The organism is uncultured Holdemanella sp. (assembly GCF_934754935.1).
GTDB lineage: Bacteria > Bacillota_I > Bacilli_A > Erysipelotrichales > Erysipelotrichaceae > Holdemanella.
Window position 1 is genome coordinate 1 of record NZ_CAKVJB010000038.1, and the last position, 21919, is coordinate 21919.

The window sequence follows — 21919 nt, forward strand, 5'->3', positions numbered from 1 at the left end:
AGAAAATTTGACATAAAAAAAGCGCTACATAAGCGACATTTGGAATATTTACGATTTTACAACTGTCGAACTACCGTATACTTTTAAAACAATCTGTCAATTTTTTTAAAAAAATACTTGCATTAATTAAAATGTTGTAGTAATATTAGTGAGCACTTGTCAAGAAAGACAAGTTTAATATACATGGCGCGTTGGAGAAACGGTTAACTCACATGCCTTTCACGCATGCATTCACGGGTTCGAATCCCGTACGCGTCACCATTTTTCAAATAAAGTCCGAAAGGACTTCTTTTTTTATCTATAATGTTTTTTCAGAAAACTTAACATTTATTTTTTCATTAATTTGCGTAAACCCTTTCATAAATGATATAATCAAAATCATTAAGGAAGGGTGTTTTTATTATGCACAATAAACGTAGTACATTTTCAGGCAAATTAGGATTCGTCTTATCAGCTGCTGGAGCCAGCGTTGGACTTGGCAATATATGGAGATTTCCCTATTTAGCCGCAAAATACGGAGGAGGAATCTTCCTACTTATTTACATTATTCTTGCCATGACTTTTGGTTATACGATGATCATAGCTGAAACAACATTAGGTAGAATGACAAAGAAAAGTCCTGTTGGAGCTTTCCATACTTTCGCAAGAACAAAGTTTGCGTCATTTTCTGGATGGATCAATGCCATTATTCCTATTTTGATTGTTCCTTATTATTCTGTAATCGGAGGATGGGTCATCAAGTATTTATTTGAGTATTTAAAAGGTGATGCAAAATTACTTGCCACAGATACATATTTTTCAAGCTTCATTTCAAACGGAGTTTCTACAGAAATATGTTTTATACTTTTCACCTTCTTTACTCTTGCCATTATTTACGCAGGTGTTCAAAACGGAATTGAAAGAGTATCCAAATTTATGATGCCAGTACTTGTCGTATTATCTATAATCATTGCAGGATATTCAATCAGTCGCCCAGGTGCATTTGAAGGTGTTAAATATTTCTTGATTCCTAACTTTGATAACTTTTCATGGATGACCGTCGTTAGTGCTATGGGACAAATGTTCTATTCGCTATCCATTGCGATGGGTATCTTGATCACATTTGGTTCTTATATGAAAAAGGATGTTTCTATTGAAGGTTCAACAGAAAATGTAGAAATTTTCGATACAGCCATTGCGATCATGGCAGGATTAATGATTATTCCAGCCGTATTCTCTTTTTCAGGTGGTGATATGGAAACATTAAAAGCCGGACCATCTTTGATGTTCATCACAATTCCTAAAGTATTCGCAAGCATGGGATTTGGTACAGGCATCGGCATTATCTTCTTCTTGTTAGTGTTATTTGCAGCTATCACAAGTTCAATCGCATTAACAGAAAGTGCTGTATCTACATTCCAAGATGAACTACATTGGTCTAGAAAAAAATCTACAATCATCTTAAGTATTATTATGATTGGACTAGGAACACTTTCATGTTTAGGATATGGCCCACTATCTAACATAACAATCATCGGAATGCAATTCTTGGATTTCTTTGATTTCTTGACAAACTCTGTCATGATGCCAATCGCTGCTATTGCGATTTGCATCTTTGTTTCTAGAATTGTTGGATTAGAAAAAATCGAAGCAGAAATCACACAAGATGGAAATTCATTCAAACGTAAGAAAATATTCAATTTTATGATTCAATACTTATGTCCAATCTTCGCATTCATTATTTTATTAAGCTCGATTGCGAATGCATTTGGATTCATAGCCATGTAAGCTTAGCTTGTGCTAGGCTTTTTTTGTGCACAATTTTAATGTAAACTAATTGCAGGAGGTAGTTTATGAACATTACAGTATATTTAGGATCAGCCTATGGAAATGATCCAGACTTTAAAACAATAATAATAGAATTAGGTACATGGATTGCCAAAAACGGACACACTCTAGTATTTGGAGGATCTAAAACTGGATTAATGGGAGAACTTGCTAATAGTGTATTGAATGCAGGTGGAAAAGTAATCGGTGTAGAAGCACAAATGTTTGTGGATGAAGGTGTTCACATGGATAATCTTACCAAGTTATACATTGAAAAAGACATAGCCGATCGAAAAACACGAATGATTGAACTTGGTGATGCCTTCATTGCCTTTCCTGGTGCAACGGGAACGCTTGAAGAGATCAGTGAAATCTTATCAAAACTTTCATTGTGCCAACTTCAATGTTCATGTATTTTTTATAATGTGAACGGATACTACGATCATTTAAAAGCATTTTTACAACACATGATTGATTGTGAATTATCCACACCAAAGCAGCAACAATATGTATATTTCTTAGATTCAATCGATGAAATCGCAAAAATATTAAAGGACGAGTAATTTCTCGTCCTTCTTTGTTAGGATAATTGTTTTAAAATCCACTCTTTATCATTCGTTGTCTTCATTTTATTAAGTATCGCTTCATCTTCAAGGGCCAAACATATTTTAGATAACACTTCCATATGCTCTCCACCTTTACCTGCAATACCAATCACAAGTTGTGCTTTTTCATCCCCAAACTGAATTCCATCTGGATATTGAAGCAATACGATACCTGTTTTATGAATCACATCATCACCATGCGTAGTACCATGAGGAATAGCTAGTCCCATACCAATATAAGTAGTTACCAATTCTTCACGTTCTAACATAGCTGGTATATAAGCGCCATCCACATAGCCTAGTTTTCTTAATAATTTACCAGCTTCTGTAATCGCTTCTTCTTTTGATACAGAAGGAAGATTCAATTTAATTCCATCTAATTGGATCACATCTTCTTGAACCGGTTTTATCTCATCTTCTTCCTTAACAGATTCTGTCATAATCGAATCACCCGTTGATAATTGGAAGAATAAATTATCTAAGGCTGGATCTGCCAAGAAGTTTGAAATTGTCACCACTTTCGCAAAAGGTGCCGATTTTTTAGCACGTTCCACCAAAGTTTCCTGCACTACTGCAATATCACAATCGACTGGAATATTATCCACAGAAGTATTAATAACGGTTAAGTCTGGGCGCACACCTTTCAAACGATTTCTAAATTTAGTTGCTCCCATCGCACTAGATCCCATACCTGCATCACACGCAAATACAATTTTACGAACCAAAGAAACATCTAATAAAGCTTCACTTCTTCCTTTACTTTCTGCTTTCATTGACTGCATTTTTTTATTTGCTTCATCCAAGTTCTTTTCCCCAGCAAGTTTTACAATCGGACTTGCCACCAAGAACGAAACACCTGCCGCAATCAAAACGCCTAAAGCTGTCATGAATACAGAGCCCTTTTCTGCCATAGATAAGAAGGCAATAATTGAGCCTGGACTTGATGGTCCTTTTAATCCAATATTGAAAATAGAATAAAAGGCAATGGCACAAATATTTCCTAAAATTGGAGCAACAATCACAACTGGATTCATCAAAATATAAGGGAAATAAATTTCATGAATTCCACCCAAGAAATGGATAATGATAGCTCCAGGCGCAGAATCTTTAGTTGCTTTGTCTTTCGCAAACAACCAATAAGCTAGTAGTACACCTAAACCAGGACCTGGATTGGCCTCTAGCATGTACATAATAGATTTTCCTGTTTGAGCAGCTTGTTCAGCTCCGATTGGTGTAAAAATACCATGGTTGATCGCATTGTTTAAGAATAAAACCTTAGCCGGTTCAATAAAGATTGCTACTAAAGGAATCAAACCCTTATTTACAAGTACATCCACTCCGGCTGTTAATACAGTCAAAATCCCTGTCATAAAAGGACCAATAATATAGTATCCTAATATCGCAATCAACATACCTAAAATACCAACAGAGAAATTATTGATCAACATTTCAAATCCAGCGGGCATGTGTCCGTCCATCATTTGATCGAATTTTTTAATGACCCAACCAGAAAATGGTCCCATAACCATAGCTGCCATCAACATCGGCTGACCCTGTGTTCCACCAACACCGGCAATACATCCAATAATCGCAATCGACCCCATCACAAGTCCACGATCACCGCCAACCATTCTTCCTCCGGTTGCCGCAATCAATACTGGTAATAAATAAGTCAACATATAAGGTTGAATCGATGCCAATTGTTCATTTGGCAACCATCCGTCCGCAATAAATAAAGCTGTTATAAATCCCCAAGCGATAAAAGCACCAATATTGGGCATAACCATCGCAGATAAGCTTTTACCAAGCTTTTGAAGAGTTGTTTTCATAATTGTCCTTTCTTAGGACTTTCTTAATATACAGATAGTCCTCGTTTTTCACATTCTTGTTTAAAACTATCTGAAAGTAACGAATCACTGATTAATACGTCCACTTGATCTAAATCACAAATTGTATATGTACCCTTTCTTTCTACTTTACTAGAATCCATTAACACAATTACTTTTTTAGATCTTTCAATGGCCTTTCGCTTTAACTCACAATCCTCTAAAGATTCGCATGTAAAGCCCGTATCTTTCGCATAACGAGTTACACCAATAAACGCAACATCAAAGTTGACCTTCTCTAAACAGCGAAGTCCATCCATTCCATTCACGCTGAAACTACGCATATTTAAATTTCCACCTGTCACAAACACTTTAGATTTAGAAAGTTTTGCCATCTCTATAGCACACGTTAAGCCACTCGTATAAAAAATATTATTTTGATCCTTTAAAACATGTGCCAACATTGTTGTCGTACTGCCTGAATCCATAAAAATGGTCTTAGCCGGTTCTACAAATGATAATGCCTTTTGCGCTATCTCTTTTTTTTCGTTTACATTCCGCCCGTAACGAAGTTTTAATACATCATCATTTCCAGAAACCACATCCATAGATTTAGCTCCACCATGAATTCGAACAATTCTTTTAGCTTGATCCAAATATTTTAAATCTGTGCGCAATGTCATTTCAGACACAGAAGGAAATTTTTCTTTTAATTGTGTAAAAGTTACAGTTTTGTTTTCATTCACAAACTCTACAATTTCGTTTCTTCTTTGATCCATTACTTCCATACAATACCTCCTGTATTTACTGTATTTAGTATACACAAGATTCTCGGTTTAATAAAATCTATTCTTGTTCAAAATGAGCTAATAAATATTCCTCTGCTTCAGGACACCACAATCCCTTATGAGCATCTACAATATCTGCCAAGTCAATATATCGACTATCTTTTTCTCCCATTTTTCTTAAATCTGTCAACGCAACCAATGGCATATTTAAATGTGTATAAATCAATTTCTTTCCACCAGGAATTTTAGGTAGATTTAACGTTGTTTCAGCCGCTGCATTCAAACCACCAATATGCGTAACCATGACAGCTGGATCAATACGATTTTCTGCTGTTAAACGTAAAGATTCAATCATATCCTCTGTATTTCCACCTGTAGTTCCCATTACGTGTGTCGAATTATAGTGAACATCATAGAAATTCATTCTTGCGCTAAACTGCTTGTCCGTAGGTCCCGCAAAGAAATTTAAACATCCATCACGACCTAATACAGCACTTGATAATTCTACAACCGCTTCAACCGGTGCATAACAGAATACATCATCAAAACCAGTTCCACCTGTCATTTCTTTTAAACCAGCTGCAGGATCTTCCATCTTTCCTGTATTCACGAAATGCAATTCAATTCCATCCGCTGCCGCTTCTTCAACCGGGAACAAGTGAGCTGCTCGATCTAATCTTTCTTGATTTACATCCGCAACTACTACCATTTTAGGTCGAACGTCTCTATGTAATGCATATGTTAATGCTCCAAGTCCCATAGGACCTGCTCCTGCAAGAATCGCAAGTTTTCCATCTTTCTTAATTCCCATTTCATGTGTATACACACCCATCTGCGTATGATAAGCTGCATTAAATGCTCCAATTGAACATGACATTGGTTCAGCTAAACTAGCTTCGTAATAAGCTTTGCCTTTATATTCAAGTAAGCATCCTAGCTCCATAACTTCAGCTGGAATAATGCAGTAAGTTGTATCTCCACCAAAGAATTCATAAGAATATCCAGGTGACCACATCGTTCCTTTATAGTTTAATGCTGGTTGTAAAGTAAACTTCATTCCTGGTTTAAATTTGTCTTGATGTTTAGCACCCACCTTAACAATATCACCCGCCATTTCATGTCCCATAATAGCTGGATGATCCGCAACATCTTCATGAACACGTTTATGATCCACTCCTAAGATGGCACATTTGTAAGTTGACATACAGACACTATCTGAGACAACCTTTACTAAAATCTCATCTTCCTTAATTTCTGGTAATTCAAATTCGTCTAATCTTAAATCATTAGCTCCATGTAATCGCACTGCCTTTGCTTTCATTTCAAAAGTCTCCTCTCTCTGTAGATTGTTGTTTCAAAAGCTGCATCTATATAATAACCTAATTATTTTGATTGTCAACTGTTATTTCAAAAATTTATCACTTGCGAAACAACAACAAAAGTAGTATTCTATAATCAGATAAAGAAAAGGAGATCATTATGATTTATACAATTACTTTTAACCCCTCTTTAGACTACGTGATTCAAGTCGATCATTTTAAGCCTGGTATTATTAATAAAACAAAATTTGAAGAAATCCTTCCCGGAGGAAAAGGCATCAATGTTTCGATTGTCCTATCCAATCTTGGACACGAAAGTACAGCCCTAGGTTTTATGGCAGGTTTTACAGGAGAAGAAATCGAGCATCGCTTAGAAAGCTATGGAGCTAAAACAGATTTCATTCATGTAAAAAAAGGATTGTCTAGAATCAATGTAAAGATGAAATCAGATGAAGAAACAGAAATCAACGGTATGGGTCCTGACATTCAACCAAAAGATATTGCCGCATTATTCAATCAATTAGATCAACTCACAGAAAAAGATATTCTCGTTATTTCAGGAAGTATTCCAAGTACTTTACCCGATACCATGTACGAACAAATCATGGAACGTGTTCAAGATAAAAAAATAAAAGTTGTTGTCGATGCGACAAACAACCTGTTATTAAAAGTATTAAAATATAAACCATTCTTAATTAAACCAAACAATCATGAATTAGGTGAAATCTTCAACGTCGAATTGAACACTCGAGATGAAGTCATTCCTTACGCAAAAAAACTACAAAAAATGGGTGCTCAAAACGTATTGATTTCTATGGCAGGACAAGGTGCAGTACTTGTAAGTGATAATCATGAAGTGATTCAAAGTAAAGCACCAAAAGGAACAGTAGTGAATTCAGTTGGTGCTGGTGATTCTATGGTTGCAGGCTTTTTAGCTGGCTATTTAGAAACAAATGACTACGAAAAAGCATTTATAAATGGCTTATGTTGTGGTAGTGCAAGTGCCTTCCAAGTGGGTCTTGCGACAAAGGAAGATGTAGAAAGCATAAAGAAAACTCTTAGCGAAAACTAAGAGTTTTTAATTTATCATGTTATTGTTTAATTAGTTTTTACGTACGTATTTCAAGCAGTCAAGAGTTACGGCAATAAGAATGATAATTCCTGAGAATACGAACTGTAAGTTTGTATCGATACCTAAAATTGTTAATGAATAAGTTAATGCAGTAAAGATCAATACACCAACTACTACACCAGAAATTTTACCGATACCACCAGTAAATGAAATACCACCAACTACGCAGGCAGCGATCGCATCCATTTCCCATCCTTGTCCATAAGCAGCTGAACCAGAACCAATCATACGAATACATTCTAACCATGAACCAAATCCGTATAAGATACCTGCCATCATAAAGGCTCCAACAGTTACCTTAAATACTGAAATACCTGATACAGAAGCAGCTTCTGGGTTTCCACCTACGGCATATAAGTTTTTACCAAATTTTGTTTTATTCCAAATAAACCAAACAATCGCAACTGCAGCTATAGCCCATAAAATAATTGTTGGGAAACCTCCAACTTTAGGAATAATCTTTCCTGGGATTGATTGATCAATACCACCGAAAGAAACACCTTTTGTTGAATAAGTTACTAAACCAAAGATAACTAACATGTTAGCCATTGTTGAAATGAATGGGTGCATCTTAAATTTAGCTGCAAAGAAACCAGCAATTGTAGTAAACAATGTACATAACACAACACAAACAACTAAAGCTAAAAGAATTCTTCCGCCAACTGGCATAGTTGAAAAGTCAAATACTTTACCAAATACCGAACCAGTGTTAGGACCATTGTGCATGATAATTGTAGCAGCTGTCATACCCATACCAACCATACGTCCAACAGACAAGTCAGTACCAGCTAACATGATTAAGCCTGCTACACCTAATGCTAAGAACATTCTTGGAGATGCTTGTTGCATGATACTCAAGATGTTGTTAACAGTAAGAAGTTGTAAACCATTCTTTTTGATTGGTGTAATAATACATAAGAAAATGAATACAAAAATAATCGCAATGTATAAACCATTTTTCAATAAGAAATCACGTGTGTTAAATGAATATTTGTAGTTCTCGATTTTTTGAGCTTGTTTTTCTGCAAATGAGAAGTTAGACATCTTCAATAAGTCGATCAAGTGATATTCAAATGTGAACGCATCATGTTTACGATCTTTTGCCTCTTGCATATTTTTAGTATATTCAAGTTTTGCATCAAACAAACGGTTCTTATAAATGAAGTTTTCTTCTTTGATTTCTTCTTTGTCACTTAAACCAGATAAAATATCTTTATGTTCTTTTTCTAAGTCTTTTAATTTTTTATCATAATCTGACTTAGCTTTTTGAACTTCATACTTATTACTTTCAACAACTTTGTTGTAGTAATCTGTTTGATAGTGATCTTTTAAATATTTTTCAGCTTGAGCAATCTTTTCACTAATTGGCTGTTTATTTTTAGCTTCGATTTCTTTAGCTTTTTGTAATTTTGTAGTTAATTCTGAAAGGCGAGCTTCCTTCTCGCTTTTTGTATAAATTTTATCTCTTTTTAAAGATTCGATTTCTTCCGAATATTCTAATACTTTATTCGTTCCTTCTTCTCTTAGTTCGTCAATTTCAGCTTGAATCTTCCCTACATAATCTTCAATTGGTTTACGTAGTGCAAGCTCTTCATCACGACTAAGAATATTTGTAACTGTATTTGTCATAATTATCTCCTTTATAGGTATTTTGCACTGAGTCTTAACAACTCTTCTTGGTTAGTATCTTTTGTATTTACAATACCGGCTAAGCGTCCATTTGACATAACGCCAATACGATTTGTGATACCTAAGATTTCTGGCATTTCACTTGAAACTACAATAATTGTTTTTCCTTGTTTAGCCATTTTGATGATCAATTCGTAAATTTCATATTTAGCACCTACGTCAATACCACGTGTAGGTTCATCCATCATGAATACATTTGGTGATCTCTCTAACCATTTACCGAAGATAACTTTTTGTTGGTTACCACCAGATAGACTTGTAATCGCATCATTAGGTCCCATACATTTAGTTCTCATGGTTTTGATTTCCTTGTTAGTTGCTTGGACCATCTTGTTATCAGAAAGAGCTACTTTATTCATATAAGTAGGTAAATTCGCAATCGTTGTATTGAATGTTAAGTCACATTTCAAGAACAAACCATTTGCTTTACGCTCTTCAGTGATTAACGCAAAACCATGTTCAATGGCTTCTTTAGCACTATTGAAGTTCATTAATTTATTGTCAAAATAAACTCGACCTGAAGCTCTAGTACGGATACCGAAAATTGTTTCTAACAATTCTGTACGTCCAGCACCTACTAAACCGTATAGTCCGAAAATCTCACCTTTTTTTACATCAAATGTTATATCTTTTAAGTATGGCTCATATTTTGTTGATACATGTTGAATCGATAACAATGGTTCTCCAGGAACATTATCAACAGGTGGGAATCGGTTATCCAATGAACGACCTACCATGGCTGCAATCAACTCATTCATGTTGGTTTCAGATGTAGGTTTTGTCATAACCATCTTACCATCTCTTAGAACCGATACTTCATCGCAAATTTCAAAAATTTCATCCATTTTATGCGAAATATAAATCAGCGAAATGCCTTGTTTTTTAAGCATACGCATCATATCAAATAATTTATTAACTTCTTGTGTCATCAAAGAAGATGTTGGTTCATCTAATACGATAACCTTTGAGTTATATGAAATCGCTCTGGCAATTTCACACATCTGTCTTTGTGATACAGACATATTACGCATTGGTTGATCTAAGTTTACCGTCATACCAAGCTTTCTAAAAAGCTCAGATGATTTCTTTTTCATTCGATCTTCATCTACCATACCTAATGAGTTTGTGGGATAACGACCCAAGAATAAATTGTCTTTAACATTTCTTTCAAGACATTGATTTAATTCCTGGTGCACCATGGCAATACCATTTTCTAGTGCTTCTTTAGGTCCGGAAAAATTAATTTCTTTTCCTTCTAAAAAAATCGTACCTTCATCTTTTTGATATGTCCCAAATAGACATTTCATCATAGTCGATTTACCAGCACCATTTTCTCCCATAAGCCCCATAACTGTACCTGGTTTTAAATCTAAATTAATGCGATCCAAAACACGGTTACGTCCAAAAGACTTACTCATTCCGCGTATAGATAAGATTAATTCTTCATTCTTATCTGCCATATAATCTCTCCTATTTTTTACTACTATCTAAATAACATTAGGGAGAAATAATTTTCTCCCTAATAAGTTTAATCCTAAATTTTATTGAATTATTTATTTAAGGATTCCTGTGTAAGAAGCTGCATTGTCAGTCTTAACCATGTTAATTGCGAATGCATCATATTTGTCTGGGTTTCCTAAACGGTTTGTAATGTTAGATTCTGTTTGTCCATCTCCACCGATATATTCAACATCTAAATTCAATAAGTCATCATATTTTTCTAATAATGGTTGGTAAGTTGAACTTAAGAAGTTATCAGAAGCATTGTAGATATTTAACCAAACGCTCTTCTTAGCGTGATCTTTTTCATCTAATTGGTTAGAAACTGGAGCATAAGTAACTGTTGAATCTAAGAAATCTTTATAGTTGTCAGCAGTAACAGCAACGTTTAATGCATAGTAAGAACGTTGATCAGCATTGTATGTGAATACATCATCACTTAATACGTTTCCTGCATCATCTTCTGTACCGATACCTGTATCGATATCAACACCATCTAAAGCATTACGTAATACTCTTAATGTTAAATAAGCTTGAACGTCAGCATGTTGAGAAATTGTTCCACCATATCCTTCAGCGATTGCGGCAACTGCATCAGAGTTAGCATCGTATCCGAATGTAGGAACTTTGTTTTCTTTTGACCATGCGTTGAACATTGACATACCCATACCATCGTTGTTAGAAGCTACAACGTCAACTTCATCACCAAATGATGCAGTCCATGTTCCGATTGTATTACCTGCAGTTGCAGCATCCCATGTTGCACCTGAAGAGTTTTTCATTTCTTGCGAAGCAAGCTCTCTCACTGTATAAGTTTTCCCATTAATTTCTAGAGAACCATCTTTAACACTCTTAGAAGATCCATCATTATTGATTCCTGCTGGATCACTTAGAATTTCACCATTTTCTTCAACTGCTGTACCTAATGCTTTACGAACACCTCTTGTACGAGCAATAGAGTCATTGTGTCCAACATCACCGATTGCTAATACGTAACCGATAACGCCATCTCCGTTACGATCTAATGTATCGATATTCTTTTCGATATAGTCTTTAATCATTTGACCTTGAAGTTCAGCACCTTGATTTGCATCGAAGCCAACATAATAAGTATCTTTGTTGAAGTTTAATGCATCCATGTCTAATTCACCAGTTGAACTGTTAGAAGGTTGACGGTTGTACCATACTACTGGTTTGTCAGCATTTGCAACACTAGAACCACCAGTTTTTTCTTCATCTCCTCCACCGCTACAAGCAGTTAATGCAACACCCATAGATAAAGCTGCAGCAATTGTTAAAAATCTTTTGTTCATATTATCCTCCTGTATAGATTTTTACATTAAGACTACTTTCCCATATAGATACTTAGCATGATTTCAATATAGAGACTTACATATAATATGATTGGCAGCCGGGTGTTCCAAAAGAAATTTTTAATAAATTATTTGCTTACTGCATTTGAAACAAAGCCATTTGTCATGAAATCAATTTATATAATCTGTTATACACTTTTTAATTTCAGCTATGTATCCACATCAATAGGATGCGTCTTTTTACTACTGTATCATAGCACATACTTGCAAGCGCTTACAACTATTTTTTTAAATAATTTATTTATAACTATTAAATTTTATTTCTCACTTTTTAATTAGTTTTACCCACTTAACTATTTCAATTAATATAACCTTAAACCTATCATATTTGTATGCATTGCAGCTTGTTATCAGCTCAATAACCATGCCATATAGCCCTTTATTAAGCCACATCCTCACGTTTTTGCTATGTGTTATATAGTACTTTGAAAGCCTCTATTTTCTTATCCAAAAAAATATTTTAATTCTTATTATGTAACAAACAAATCCCCTCTTCAGATTGCAGTAAAGCGATGATACAATTTCTATGAATATTTTTATTTATAATTCTATCTTTATTTTCAATTCAAAAATTTTAAAAAAAATCATTTTTTTACTTGCAATAAATAAAAACTTATAGTATCATTAACTAGCACTTGTCAAAGAAGCCAAGTTTAATATACATGGCGCGTTGGAGAAACGGTTAACTCACATGCCTTTCACGCATGCATTCACGGGTTCGAATCCCGTACGCGTCACCATTTTTCAAATAAAGTCCGAAAGGACTTCTTTTTTTTGCTTTCCAAAAGAAAAAGCCTTCCAACAAGAAGGCTAAAGTTCATTCACTATATTATGTACCCATATTCCTTTTTTAACCAATGTGATACCCAATATTGCTTTAGGAATATCCACACATTGTACTAGTAAGTACACATTGAATATAGGAAGATTTGTAAAACGAGTTAAACATAGAGCAACCATAAATGTAAACATGAATGTATATCCACTATCAAAGAAGAAAGTAAGTAACGTTTTTCCTCCTGCTCGCATTGTAAAATAACTACTGTAATACAAAGAAATGATTGGAAGCATACAAGCTGAAACCCTTAATAAAGATGTAGCTAATGACCTTACTTCTACAGATGTATTGTAGATTTGTGGAATAAAGGATGAACATCCAAACAATGCCACACCAATACATAAACACATCATAAAGTTCATAAACACCATCTTCAAATCACAATCTTTGGCATATTCAATTTCACCAGCACCAAGTCTTTGACCTACAATGATTGAAATCGAATTTCCCATTGCATAACAAATGATCATAAAGAAATTGGTTACCGTTGTTGTAATATTAATGGCTGCAACAGCCGCAAGTCCTCTTGTTGAATAACACTGGGAAATCAACGCAATAGAAATAGACCACAATATTTCATTACACAATAGTGGCGTTTCCCTTTTTACAACATTTACAAATATATCACCAGACACCTTGCTCAAATGCATTGCATCTTTTAAATATTCATTATTATAGCCAGCCGCCATATTTATACCCATCTCCACAATTCTTGAAACAACTGTACCAATGGCCGCACCAATAACGCCAAGTCTAGGAAAGCCAAAGTTTCCAAAAATCAAAATATAGTTGATGCAAAAGTTAACAATAACCGCAATAACACTTGCCTTCATTGGTAAAACCGTATTACCTGTCTCTCTAAGTGATGAGGAAAACACTTGTGTAATCGCAAAAGGAATCAATCCAATCAACATAACATTCATATATTGCATACCATAATTCAAGGTTGTCAAACTATCTGTCGGATTATCATTTAAATACAAAGAAATCAACGCAGGACCAAACAATTTAAAAATGCATATGGCCAATACCGACATCAAAATACCAAGCAACATTTTAATTCGGAAACAATTGTGCACACCATCCCTATTTCCGCGTCCATAGAATTGTGCCAAAAATATGCCCGCTCCTGACATGGCGCCAAAAACGCTGACATTGAACACTTGAAATAACTGATTTGAAATAGAAACGCCACTCATAGATAGAGTTCCTAATTGTCCAATCATAACGTTATCTAATAGACTGGCAAGATTGGTAAACCCATTCTGTATCACAATCGGTATACATACAATCAAAACCATTCTATAAAATTTCTTATCACCAATTAACGATTTCATGCCCTTCCTCCCCATATATAAATACCGAGAACATTTAATAATTCTCGGTATTATTTTTGTAGTAACACAATGCGCCTAATAAATTGGCATCATTGTTAAATTTACATGCTCTGATATCAGGGCTTTCTAAAGTTGGAAACCACTGTTTCAAGCCTCTCATATTTTCTTTGATACACTCAATTAATTTTGGTTGTGCCGATATACCTCCACCAATCAAAATGGTATCTACATCTAGAAGTAGTTGAATATTACTAAGCATCCAAGCTAAATTTTGACAATACTGATCAAATCCTGCATACACTTTTTCATCATCCAGATTCTTAAACAACTCTCTTCCAGTTAAGCCCGCGGCTCTTTCAAGACCATCTTTTCCAAAATAAGCAGCCATTGTGTTCGTATATGACTTTTCCAAGTCCATATGCGCATCCGAATACTCTCCGGCCAATAAATGCGATCCTTCATACACCTTATGATCAATTACAATTCCCATTCCAATATATGTGCCTAACACAACAACAAGTGCATTCTTTGAATCCATAAGATTACCATATCCAAGTTCTGCCCACGTTGCACAACGGCTATCGTTTTCAATTGTCACTTTACAATTTTTGATTTCTTCCAGCCTATCCCTTAATGGATAATTTGATAAAAATGAAAGTTTTCCTGTAATAAACGCCTTTGAATGATCCTCATTCAATATTCCAGGCATACTGATCGCAATTCCATCATAAGAAAATGGTAAATCACAAATAGACTGTACTATTTTATCAGCCGTATCTAAAGTCGGATATTCTCCCTTATGTTGGATATTCCCTGACTCATCGCACAATCCATATTTAATGTTGGTTCCACCAATGTCTATTGTTAAAATCATAATTTATGAGACGTTGAAATTGTGTAACTATATAAATCACCACGATAGTAACACATTGTATATTCCATCTTCTGTCCTTTTTTATCAAAAGAAACACGTTTACGAGCTAAAACAGGCTGATCTTTACGTAATTTTAATGCCAAACATATTTCTTCACTCGGATTAATTGCCGAAAACTCCTCATCAATACGTGCAGGTGCACCAATCATTTCATAAATAGATTGTGTTTGTTCTTCCATATTCAAAGGAATATTTAAACTTAGTGGAAAATACGACACAAAATATACCAACAACACATCATCTGCTGTACGCACTCTTCGAACGCAATACATCATTTCTTCCGGCAAATCAAAAAGTGTTCTAGTTGCTTCATTTGGAATCTCTTTTGTGATATGAAAGGATTGTGTACCTGGGGTTCTACCCAAAGCCATCATTTCATCTGTAAAGCTACGAATATGTGACAATTCCTCTTTGATTTTAGGCCTGTATGTGACGAATGTACCCTTTCCTCGTCCACGTTTTACCATACCCTCTTGTTCTAATTCCAAAATTGCTTGTCTTGCGGTAATTCTTGAAACATCATACATCTGTTGAATTTCCATTTCACTATCAACGCGATCTCCTACAGCCAATATTCCATCTTGAATATCTTTTTTGTAGAATTCCTTAATTTGTTTATAGTAAGGAAGATGACCTGGCGTTGTATCCAATTTATGCATAACACGATCTCCTTATATATATGTTCTGACTACTCCTCACCACAAGCAGTGAGGGTTCTGAACTGACAACATTCTGCAGTAATCGTACATTATTTTCAAACTTTGGATTCCTGTCTTTCTGTTGGAGCAGTGAACTCTACAATCAAGCACTACATTTAGCACATTAGCGATTGTTTTCTGTATCTCTACATGGAAGCATAGTCAATCTCCCAATTTAACATGTATTTAATTTACTCTTATTCCACTGTTCATGACTTTGATCTGATTCATCTGGATATATTCTATCGTTTCATTTTGATTTTTATACTGTTTCTCAAATTCATGAATACACTTGTTCTTATCGATTTTGTTTGTATTTAGATCAATGCAGTACAAAAGAAAGGACGAATATAGATCTCTTTGTACCATTGTTCCATCTTGAAGTCTATACATCCTTTGTGACAACGATTTCTTGATATATGTATCACTCGTATGGTCATATTGACTTGCCTTATAGTCATTTGGTACTTCAACATAGATTCTGAACTTCCATTTAGCCTGACTCTGAAAATAGCCTGGACATCTATTTTTTATAGATTGTTTTACCTTCTTCAAATGAATAGATTCTGGCAAGGCTTTCCGGTTCTTTTTTCCATTCATCAAAAACAGCAATATTGATCTGAATATTATTCGTTCTAGATCTAGGTATGATATAACAATTATAGGACACTTCTTCTTTGCTTGTCAATTTCAATCCACTCATCCAATGTCATAGGCACATAATCGCTGTACATGCAAAAACAATTAATAAGTTGGCAAGGCACATTTTCTAATTGGCCATCTGAAATTCTTGGATGTTTTTGTTGCTGAACATACTCTTGATAAGCATCTAAAAATTGTTGATCCTGTGTTGCATGAATATGTCCGTGCAACATAAAAGTTTTAGGCTTACCAGACTCATCCCTTCTATATTGCCCGTTATAGCAAGCAATTGGATAATGAGATAATACGACCTTTCGCTTATTCTCATTTAATTCTGCATAATCTTTGATCCAAACAAATCTTGAAGTATCAAAATTTTTATCATCTAAAAAACGATCGTGATTACCACGAATCAAATAAATCTTACCCTTTAATTCATCTAGAATTTCTGTTGTTTCCTTTGCGTTTCCCCATGAAAAATCACCAAGCACAACAACCTCATCATTTTTTCGTACTTTACTATTCCACTGATCAATCATATATTCATTCATTTGATCAATATCATCAAAGCCTCTTTGATCCATTTTTTCATTTAATGAGCGATGAAAAAAATGTGTGTCCGCAATATAATAACGCATCTTTTAACGCATCCTTTCAAACTAGAAAATAGCGGAAATTCCGCTATTTCGTTATACACGCAAACCCTTCTTTTTTAAAAGCATTTTGCGTTTTCTTTAAACTTACGTAATCCGATTGGGCTTCCCCTTTATCCAATAAATTATTTTCAATCAACATATCTATATTCGCTGTTTTAAAATCCATTTCCAACGTCACTTCAACCTGTTTGTCCTTTAGTTGTGTTGAAGCTTGTACTCCTTCAATCGAACTATATTTATCGTCCAATGAAGAGTTGATCTTTGATTGAATCTGTTCAGAATTCATATCGTCCGTTATACCCAAATCCGAAAAACTCATAGTAAATTTTTGGGTCATCTTTTGAATCTTATCCCCTTTTGCTTCAAAAGTAACCTGCTGAGAAGAATCATTTTTACAATCAATTACCTTTATTTTATTTGTCTTTTTTACCGTTACAGGCGCCTTTTCTGTTGACTTACTCTTTTGATGCGTAAGATCACTTACTTTTGTACACCCACTAAGCAATAGACATATACACAACAAATATTGAACTCGCATAAGTATTCCCCCTTACGCAAACCATTTTATCATGAAATCAAATGTTCATCCACAAAGTTCGAAAGTTCATCCAAGCCAGTCTTAAATTGCTTACTATCTTGAGCTAATCCCAAACGAAAGTAATATTCTTTATCAAAGCATGATCCAGGCACAAAAAACACACCTTTTTCTGCCAACAATAGTTTTGCAAATGTCTCACTCTTCAAATCAAAATAATACTTGAGAACACACTGTTCCACCATTAGGCAATACACAATCAAAGCGAGGATTCTCTTTAAGCCATTCACGAACAATATTTTTATTTGATGAAATAATCGATTTAGCCCTTAAAACCAGTTCATCCTTATGTTTCAAGGCAATCCTGCCCAACTTATCCACTAATGGACCTGTAGAAATCATAGAATAATCTCTTCTAACATTAATTTGATGAATCACATATTCATTGGCTTTGATCCATCCAAGACGTAAACCTGCAAGTGAAAATACTTTACTTAAGCTTGATGTTGAAATCCCATTTTCATATATATCACTAATCGAGACTTCTTGATTTAAACCACGATATACTTCATCACAAAGAATATATGTACCATATGGTTTGCACGTTTCAATCAACAAATTCATAAAATCTTTCGAATATTCCGTTCCCGTTGGATTTGAAGGATTATTTAAGATGATCATTTTCGTTGAAGAATTTAGTATCTTTCTAAACTTTTCTACACCAACCCGCCAATCACGTTCATCAAGCTCAATTAAATTTACCTTACACCCAATTGATTTTGGAATATCTACAAATTGTTGATACCCTGGAACAACACAAATCACTTCATCCCCTTTTTCTAGTAATGTATTCATCACTAATTCATTGGCCTGTAAACAACCTTGTGCCGTTGTGATATTATCAATCGTTCCACGCTCATATAAAGATAGGATTTCCTTTTTTAACTCCACATCCCCAGTGATTTGCCCGTAATCCAAAGTCAATTCATTAAAATCAAAATCCTCTAAGTCTAACAGCTCTTGTAAAGTTAATGCTTTTACACATGTATCCGTCATATTATAGATGGCATCATTTTCATAATCATTCATCCATTGTTCGACTTTAAAATCCGGCAATCTCATTCGTAGAATACCTTACTCAAGAAATCTTTTGCACGATCCGATTGTGGATTCGCAAAAAACTCTTCACTCGTGTTTTCCTCTATAATTTCTCCTTGATCCAAAAAGACAACTCGAGTCCCTACCTTTCTGGCAAAACCCATTTCATGTGTAACGACAACCATCGTCATACCTTGCTTACCAAGATCTTTCATAACCTCAAGTACTTCCTTGATCATTTCTGGATCTAAAGCACTTGTAGGCTCATCAAATAACATAATATCTGGATTCATACATAAAGCTCTCGCAATCGCAACACGCTGCTTTTGTCCACCTGACAAATTATTTGGATACGCATCTTTCTTTTCTAACAAACCAACTTTATCCAAATACTCCAAAGCCTTTTTTTCAGCTTCCTCATCCGATTTATTTAATACTTCAACTTGAGCTAATTTACAATTTTGTAAAACTGACATATTCGGAAATAAATTGAAGTGTTGGAACACAAATCCCATACGATTTCTTTGTGCACGAAATTTCTTTTCATCATCCGGATTCATCCACTCATCATCCATATAAATTTTTCCTGAATCCACATGCTCCAAGCCATGAATACAACGCAACAATGTACTTTTCCCCGATCCACTAGGACCAATCAACGAGATAATATCACCCTTATTGACTTCTAAGCTTACATTTTTTAGGGCATGTGTTTTATTAAAATTTTTTGAAACATTCTCTACTCTAATCACTTACAGCCAACCTCTTTTCTACTTTATTTCCAATATAAGAAACAATACATGTCATAATTAAATAGAATATTGCCGCTAGCATATATGGCGACATAACATCATAATACTCAGCCCCAATAACTTGAGCCCCTTTTAAAAGTTCAACTGCCCCAATACAGCTAATCAAAGAACTATCCTTGATCAAAGTAATAAATTCACTGATCAATGGTGGTACAACTCGCTTAAAAGCTTGGGGTAAAATAACTAACTTCATTGTTTTCCAATTCGATAACCCCAATGTTTCACAAGCTTCCCACTGTCCTTTATCTACACCATTAATGCCCGAACGTAAAAGTTCAGTTTGATAAGCACCAGAGTTGATACTTAAGGCAATCATACCAATCACAATTGGATTGATTCTTAAAACGCTGCCAGTAAAAGCTGTATAGATAGATGGGATAACCGAGAAGATAATTAATATTTGTAGAAGCAACGGTGTACCACGAATAATTGTGACATACACAAATGATATGGCTCTTGGTAGCTTATGTTTACTTCTTCTTCCACTTGCTCCTAAAATTCCAAGGACTAAACCAATTAAAAGGGAAAGCGCTGCAATCGCAACCGACAACAGCGCACCCTTTGCCAAATAGAGTATATTCTCTAATGTAAATACCTGATCAATCGCAACAAACATACACTTTCCTCACTTTTCCTTTACTTTGTTTCTAATGGAGATAAATCATATTTTTCACATAATTTAGCATAATCATCACTAGCTAAGAATTTTTTAATACATGTGTTCATCTTTTCAATCACATCTGTATTTCCTTTTTTCGCAATAATGTAGTTTTGTTCATCCATTAAAGATTCATCTAACATTTTAAATTCGCCACTCTTCACATAGTTTTTAGCTACACCCAAGTCAACGATTGCTGCATCATATTGATTTGCGCTTAGTGCATTCATAATATCTTGAACATTCTTTAATCCTGTAACTTTGGCATCCTTAACCTCTTTGGCAGCTGCCTCACCAGTAGCTCCTGTTTGAGCAACTAAAGATTTTCCTTCCAAATCTGAAGTAGATGCGATAGCTGAATCTTTTGGAACAACAGCCACCTGACTTGATCCTAAATATGGATCTGACCATTCTACTTTACGTTTTGAATCATAAGTAAATCCCGAAATACCTACATCAATTTGATCGCCCTGAAGTTGAGTAATGATATTATCAAAATCCATCTTCTTCATTTCTAGTTTATAAGTAACCCCTTCTTCTTCACTTAAATATTCTTCAAAACACTTCATCATATCTGGATCAAATCCAACAATGTCTCCCTTTTTATTTTCAGATTCATAAGGAGCATAGTCCGGTGAAATTCCGACAGTAATTGTTTTTACATCCTCTGATTCACTTGAACATCCTACCATTGTTAATGCGGTTAATGCCGCCATGCCTAATTTAATAATTTTTTTCATTTTATATTCCTACCTTTCATTCATGTGTAAATCAAAAATTATTTCATATCGTCGATCACTTTCCATTCACACACACCCTTTCTAATAAAAAAACGCCCAAATATATATTGGACGTAATATACGCGGTACCACCAAATTTCCATCTGCCTATACAGATGACACCTCATTCTTAACGCGAATTCACGATTTAGCCTCAAAACTTCGACTAAATAACTCCAAGACACGTTCCAAAAGATTTCACAATAACTTACACCTTCCGTTATCTCTCTTTAGAAAAATTACTTTTGTACTTCTTCTCTTCTTTGTTTATGTAAATTATTATATTCATTTTCTGAAAACATGCAAGATAAAATTGAAATATTTTTACATTTATTTACAAATCATAAAAAAAGACCCCTTTCGAGATCTATGCTGCATATTCATTTAAAACATCAATTGTTTTTGTATATTGCTCTTTCACTGCATCAAATTGTTGTAAAGCCACTTCTAAATTTCCTGCACGCAAGCTTTCTGTAATTTCAAAGCTAGGTTTATACAAGTGATCAAAACCTAAATTCATGCATACCCCTTTCAATGTATGAGCTGCACGAAAAGCTATTTCCACTTGTTTATCATTTAATGCTTTTTCAAGTTCCTGAAAACTCGTGTCTTCTCTAAATTTCAATGCGAATTTCTCAATCATACCAACACTTGGCAAACGCTTAATAACATCTTGATAGTTAGCACCCATTTTTATATAGCATTCTTCTATTGTCATAACTTTTCCTTCCTAAATATAACTAAATACACTATATATTCATTTTAATTAAAGAATATTTTCACACACATAATTCTATAATCTAACCAAAGAAAAAGCAATATAAAAACCGCGTTTAAAAAGCGCGGTTTTCTCTGCGGCTATAAGCCTTTACTGCCAGCTCGCGTCTCAAGGCG

21 protein-coding genes, 2 tRNA genes and 1 other annotated feature are annotated in these 21919 nt (G+C 34.6%); of the genes, 5 read left to right on the forward strand and 18 right to left on the reverse strand.

All coding sequences use genetic code 11. The features are described from left to right. The first annotated feature begins 185 nt into the window (after positions 1-185). From Q0E86_RS09515 to Q0E86_RS09525, 3 genes are all read left to right on the forward strand, one after another. Positions 186-261 (forward strand) — tRNA-Glu (locus tag Q0E86_RS09515). A gap of 141 nt (positions 262-402) precedes the next feature. Next, positions 403-1767: a sodium-dependent transporter gene (locus Q0E86_RS09520; protein ID WP_295756580.1), complete on the forward strand. Its 1365-nt coding sequence runs from the start codon at positions 403-405 to the stop codon at positions 1765-1767. Positions 1768-1832: 65 nt separating this feature from the next. Then, positions 1833-2369 carry a TIGR00730 family Rossman fold protein gene (locus Q0E86_RS09525; protein WP_295756582.1) on the forward strand — a complete coding sequence of 179 codons (537 nt, stop codon included), beginning with the start codon at positions 1833-1835 and terminating at the stop codon, positions 2367-2369. A gap of 17 nt (positions 2370-2386) precedes the next feature. Here Q0E86_RS09525 and Q0E86_RS09530 read toward each other — a convergent pair whose 3' ends face one another. The 3 genes from Q0E86_RS09530 to Q0E86_RS09540 are packed head-to-tail and all read right to left on the reverse strand — an operon-like array spanning position 2387 to position 6346. Next, positions 2387-4240 carry a PTS mannitol transporter subunit IICBA gene (locus tag Q0E86_RS09530; protein WP_295756583.1) on the reverse strand — a complete coding sequence of 618 codons (1854 nt, stop codon included), beginning with the start codon at positions 4238-4240 and terminating at the stop codon, positions 2387-2389. Between the two features lie 23 nt (positions 4241-4263). Then, positions 4264-5025 (reverse strand): DeoR/GlpR family DNA-binding transcription regulator, encoded by a 762-nt coding sequence (locus tag Q0E86_RS09535; RefSeq protein ID WP_295756585.1) that lies wholly within the window; start codon positions 5023-5025, stop codon positions 4264-4266. Between the two features lie 58 nt (positions 5026-5083). Further along, a complete protein-coding gene (locus Q0E86_RS09540) occupies positions 5084-6346 on the reverse strand; it encodes a zinc-binding dehydrogenase (protein WP_295756587.1) in 1263 nt (420 codons plus the stop codon). Positions 6347-6504: 158 nt separating this feature from the next. Between Q0E86_RS09540 and pfkB the strand changes: the two genes are divergently transcribed. After that, the gene (gene pfkB / locus Q0E86_RS09545) at positions 6505-7416 is read left to right on the forward strand and encodes a 1-phosphofructokinase (RefSeq protein WP_295756588.1); all 912 of its coding nucleotides are present in this window, start codon (positions 6505-6507) and stop codon (positions 7414-7416) included. A 30-nt stretch (positions 7417-7446) separates the two neighbouring features. Here pfkB and Q0E86_RS09550 read toward each other — a convergent pair whose 3' ends face one another. From Q0E86_RS09550 to Q0E86_RS09560, 3 genes are all read right to left on the reverse strand, one after another. After that, positions 7447-9105, reverse strand: coding sequence for an ABC transporter permease subunit (locus tag Q0E86_RS09550; RefSeq protein ID WP_295756590.1), 1659 nt, complete (start codon positions 9103-9105; stop codon positions 7447-7449). Positions 9106-9116: 11 nt separating this feature from the next. Further along, positions 9117-10625, reverse strand: a complete 1509-nt coding sequence (locus Q0E86_RS09555) for a sugar ABC transporter ATP-binding protein (RefSeq protein ID WP_288519705.1) — start codon at positions 10623-10625, stop codon at positions 9117-9119. Positions 10626-10718: 93 nt separating this feature from the next. Beyond that, positions 10719-11978 carry a substrate-binding domain-containing protein gene (locus Q0E86_RS09560; protein ID WP_295756593.1) on the reverse strand — a complete coding sequence of 420 codons (1260 nt, stop codon included), beginning with the start codon at positions 11976-11978 and terminating at the stop codon, positions 10719-10721. 724 nt (positions 11979-12702) lie between these two features. On the opposite strand from Q0E86_RS09560, the gene Q0E86_RS09565 reads away from it, so the two are divergent. Next, a tRNA-Glu gene (locus Q0E86_RS09565) sits at positions 12703-12778 on the forward strand. Between the two features lie 70 nt (positions 12779-12848). On the opposite strand, the gene Q0E86_RS09570 is transcribed toward Q0E86_RS09565, so the two are convergent. The 12 genes from Q0E86_RS09570 to Q0E86_RS09625 all read right to left on the reverse strand — a co-directional run bounded on the left by Q0E86_RS09570 (position 12849) and on the right by Q0E86_RS09625 (position 21743). After that, on the reverse strand, positions 12849-14213 hold the full coding sequence (locus Q0E86_RS09570) for an MATE family efflux transporter (protein ID WP_295756595.1): 1365 nt from the start codon (positions 14211-14213) through the stop codon (positions 12849-12851). Positions 14214-14247: 34 nt separating this feature from the next. Further along, entirely contained in the window at positions 14248-15087 is an 840-nt protein-coding gene (locus tag Q0E86_RS09575) for an ROK family protein (RefSeq protein WP_295756597.1), read from the reverse strand. Further along, complete coding sequence (locus Q0E86_RS09580; protein ID WP_288519714.1) at positions 15084-15806, reverse strand: GntR family transcriptional regulator; 723 nt, start codon at positions 15804-15806, stop codon at positions 15084-15086. The genes Q0E86_RS09575 and Q0E86_RS09580 overlap by 4 nt, the downstream gene beginning before the upstream one ends. A 225-nt stretch (positions 15807-16031) precedes the next feature. Continuing rightward, positions 16032-16445, reverse strand: a complete 414-nt coding sequence (locus Q0E86_RS09585) for a hypothetical protein (protein WP_295756599.1) — start codon at positions 16443-16445, stop codon at positions 16032-16034. Positions 16446-16504: 59 nt separating this feature from the next. Continuing rightward, positions 16505-17125, reverse strand: a complete 621-nt coding sequence (locus tag Q0E86_RS09590) for a metallophosphoesterase (protein WP_295756601.1) — start codon at positions 17123-17125, stop codon at positions 16505-16507. 43 nt (positions 17126-17168) lie between these two features. After that, positions 17169-17681, reverse strand: coding sequence for a DUF1307 domain-containing protein (locus Q0E86_RS09595; protein WP_295756603.1), 513 nt, complete (start codon positions 17679-17681; stop codon positions 17169-17171). Between the two features lie 29 nt (positions 17682-17710). Beyond that, positions 17711-17833: a hypothetical protein gene (locus Q0E86_RS09600; RefSeq protein WP_295756605.1), complete on the reverse strand. Its 123-nt coding sequence runs from the start codon at positions 17831-17833 to the stop codon at positions 17711-17713. Positions 17834-17888: 55 nt separating this feature from the next. Continuing rightward, complete coding sequence (locus tag Q0E86_RS09605; protein WP_295756607.1) at positions 17889-18800, reverse strand: aminotransferase class I/II-fold pyridoxal phosphate-dependent enzyme; 912 nt, start codon at positions 18798-18800, stop codon at positions 17889-17891. Next, complete coding sequence (locus Q0E86_RS09610; protein ID WP_295756609.1) at positions 18797-19528, reverse strand: amino acid ABC transporter ATP-binding protein; 732 nt, start codon at positions 19526-19528, stop codon at positions 18797-18799. Before Q0E86_RS09610 ends, Q0E86_RS09605 begins: the two co-directional genes overlap by 4 nt. Continuing rightward, the gene (locus Q0E86_RS09615; protein WP_295756611.1) at positions 19521-20204 is read right to left on the reverse strand and encodes an amino acid ABC transporter permease; all 684 of its coding nucleotides are present in this window, start codon (positions 20202-20204) and stop codon (positions 19521-19523) included. The genes Q0E86_RS09610 and Q0E86_RS09615 overlap by 8 nt, the downstream gene beginning before the upstream one ends. A 20-nt stretch (positions 20205-20224) precedes the next feature. Then, on the reverse strand, positions 20225-20986 hold the full coding sequence (locus tag Q0E86_RS09620; protein ID WP_295756613.1) for a transporter substrate-binding domain-containing protein: 762 nt from the start codon (positions 20984-20986) through the stop codon (positions 20225-20227). A gap of 104 nt (positions 20987-21090) precedes the next feature. After that, positions 21091-21298: a binding site (T-box leader), on the reverse strand. A gap of 94 nt (positions 21299-21392) precedes the next feature. Next, positions 21393-21743 (reverse strand): Hpt domain-containing protein, encoded by a 351-nt coding sequence (locus Q0E86_RS09625; RefSeq protein ID WP_295756615.1) that lies wholly within the window; start codon positions 21741-21743, stop codon positions 21393-21395. Positions 21744-21919: the final 176 nt, after the last annotated feature.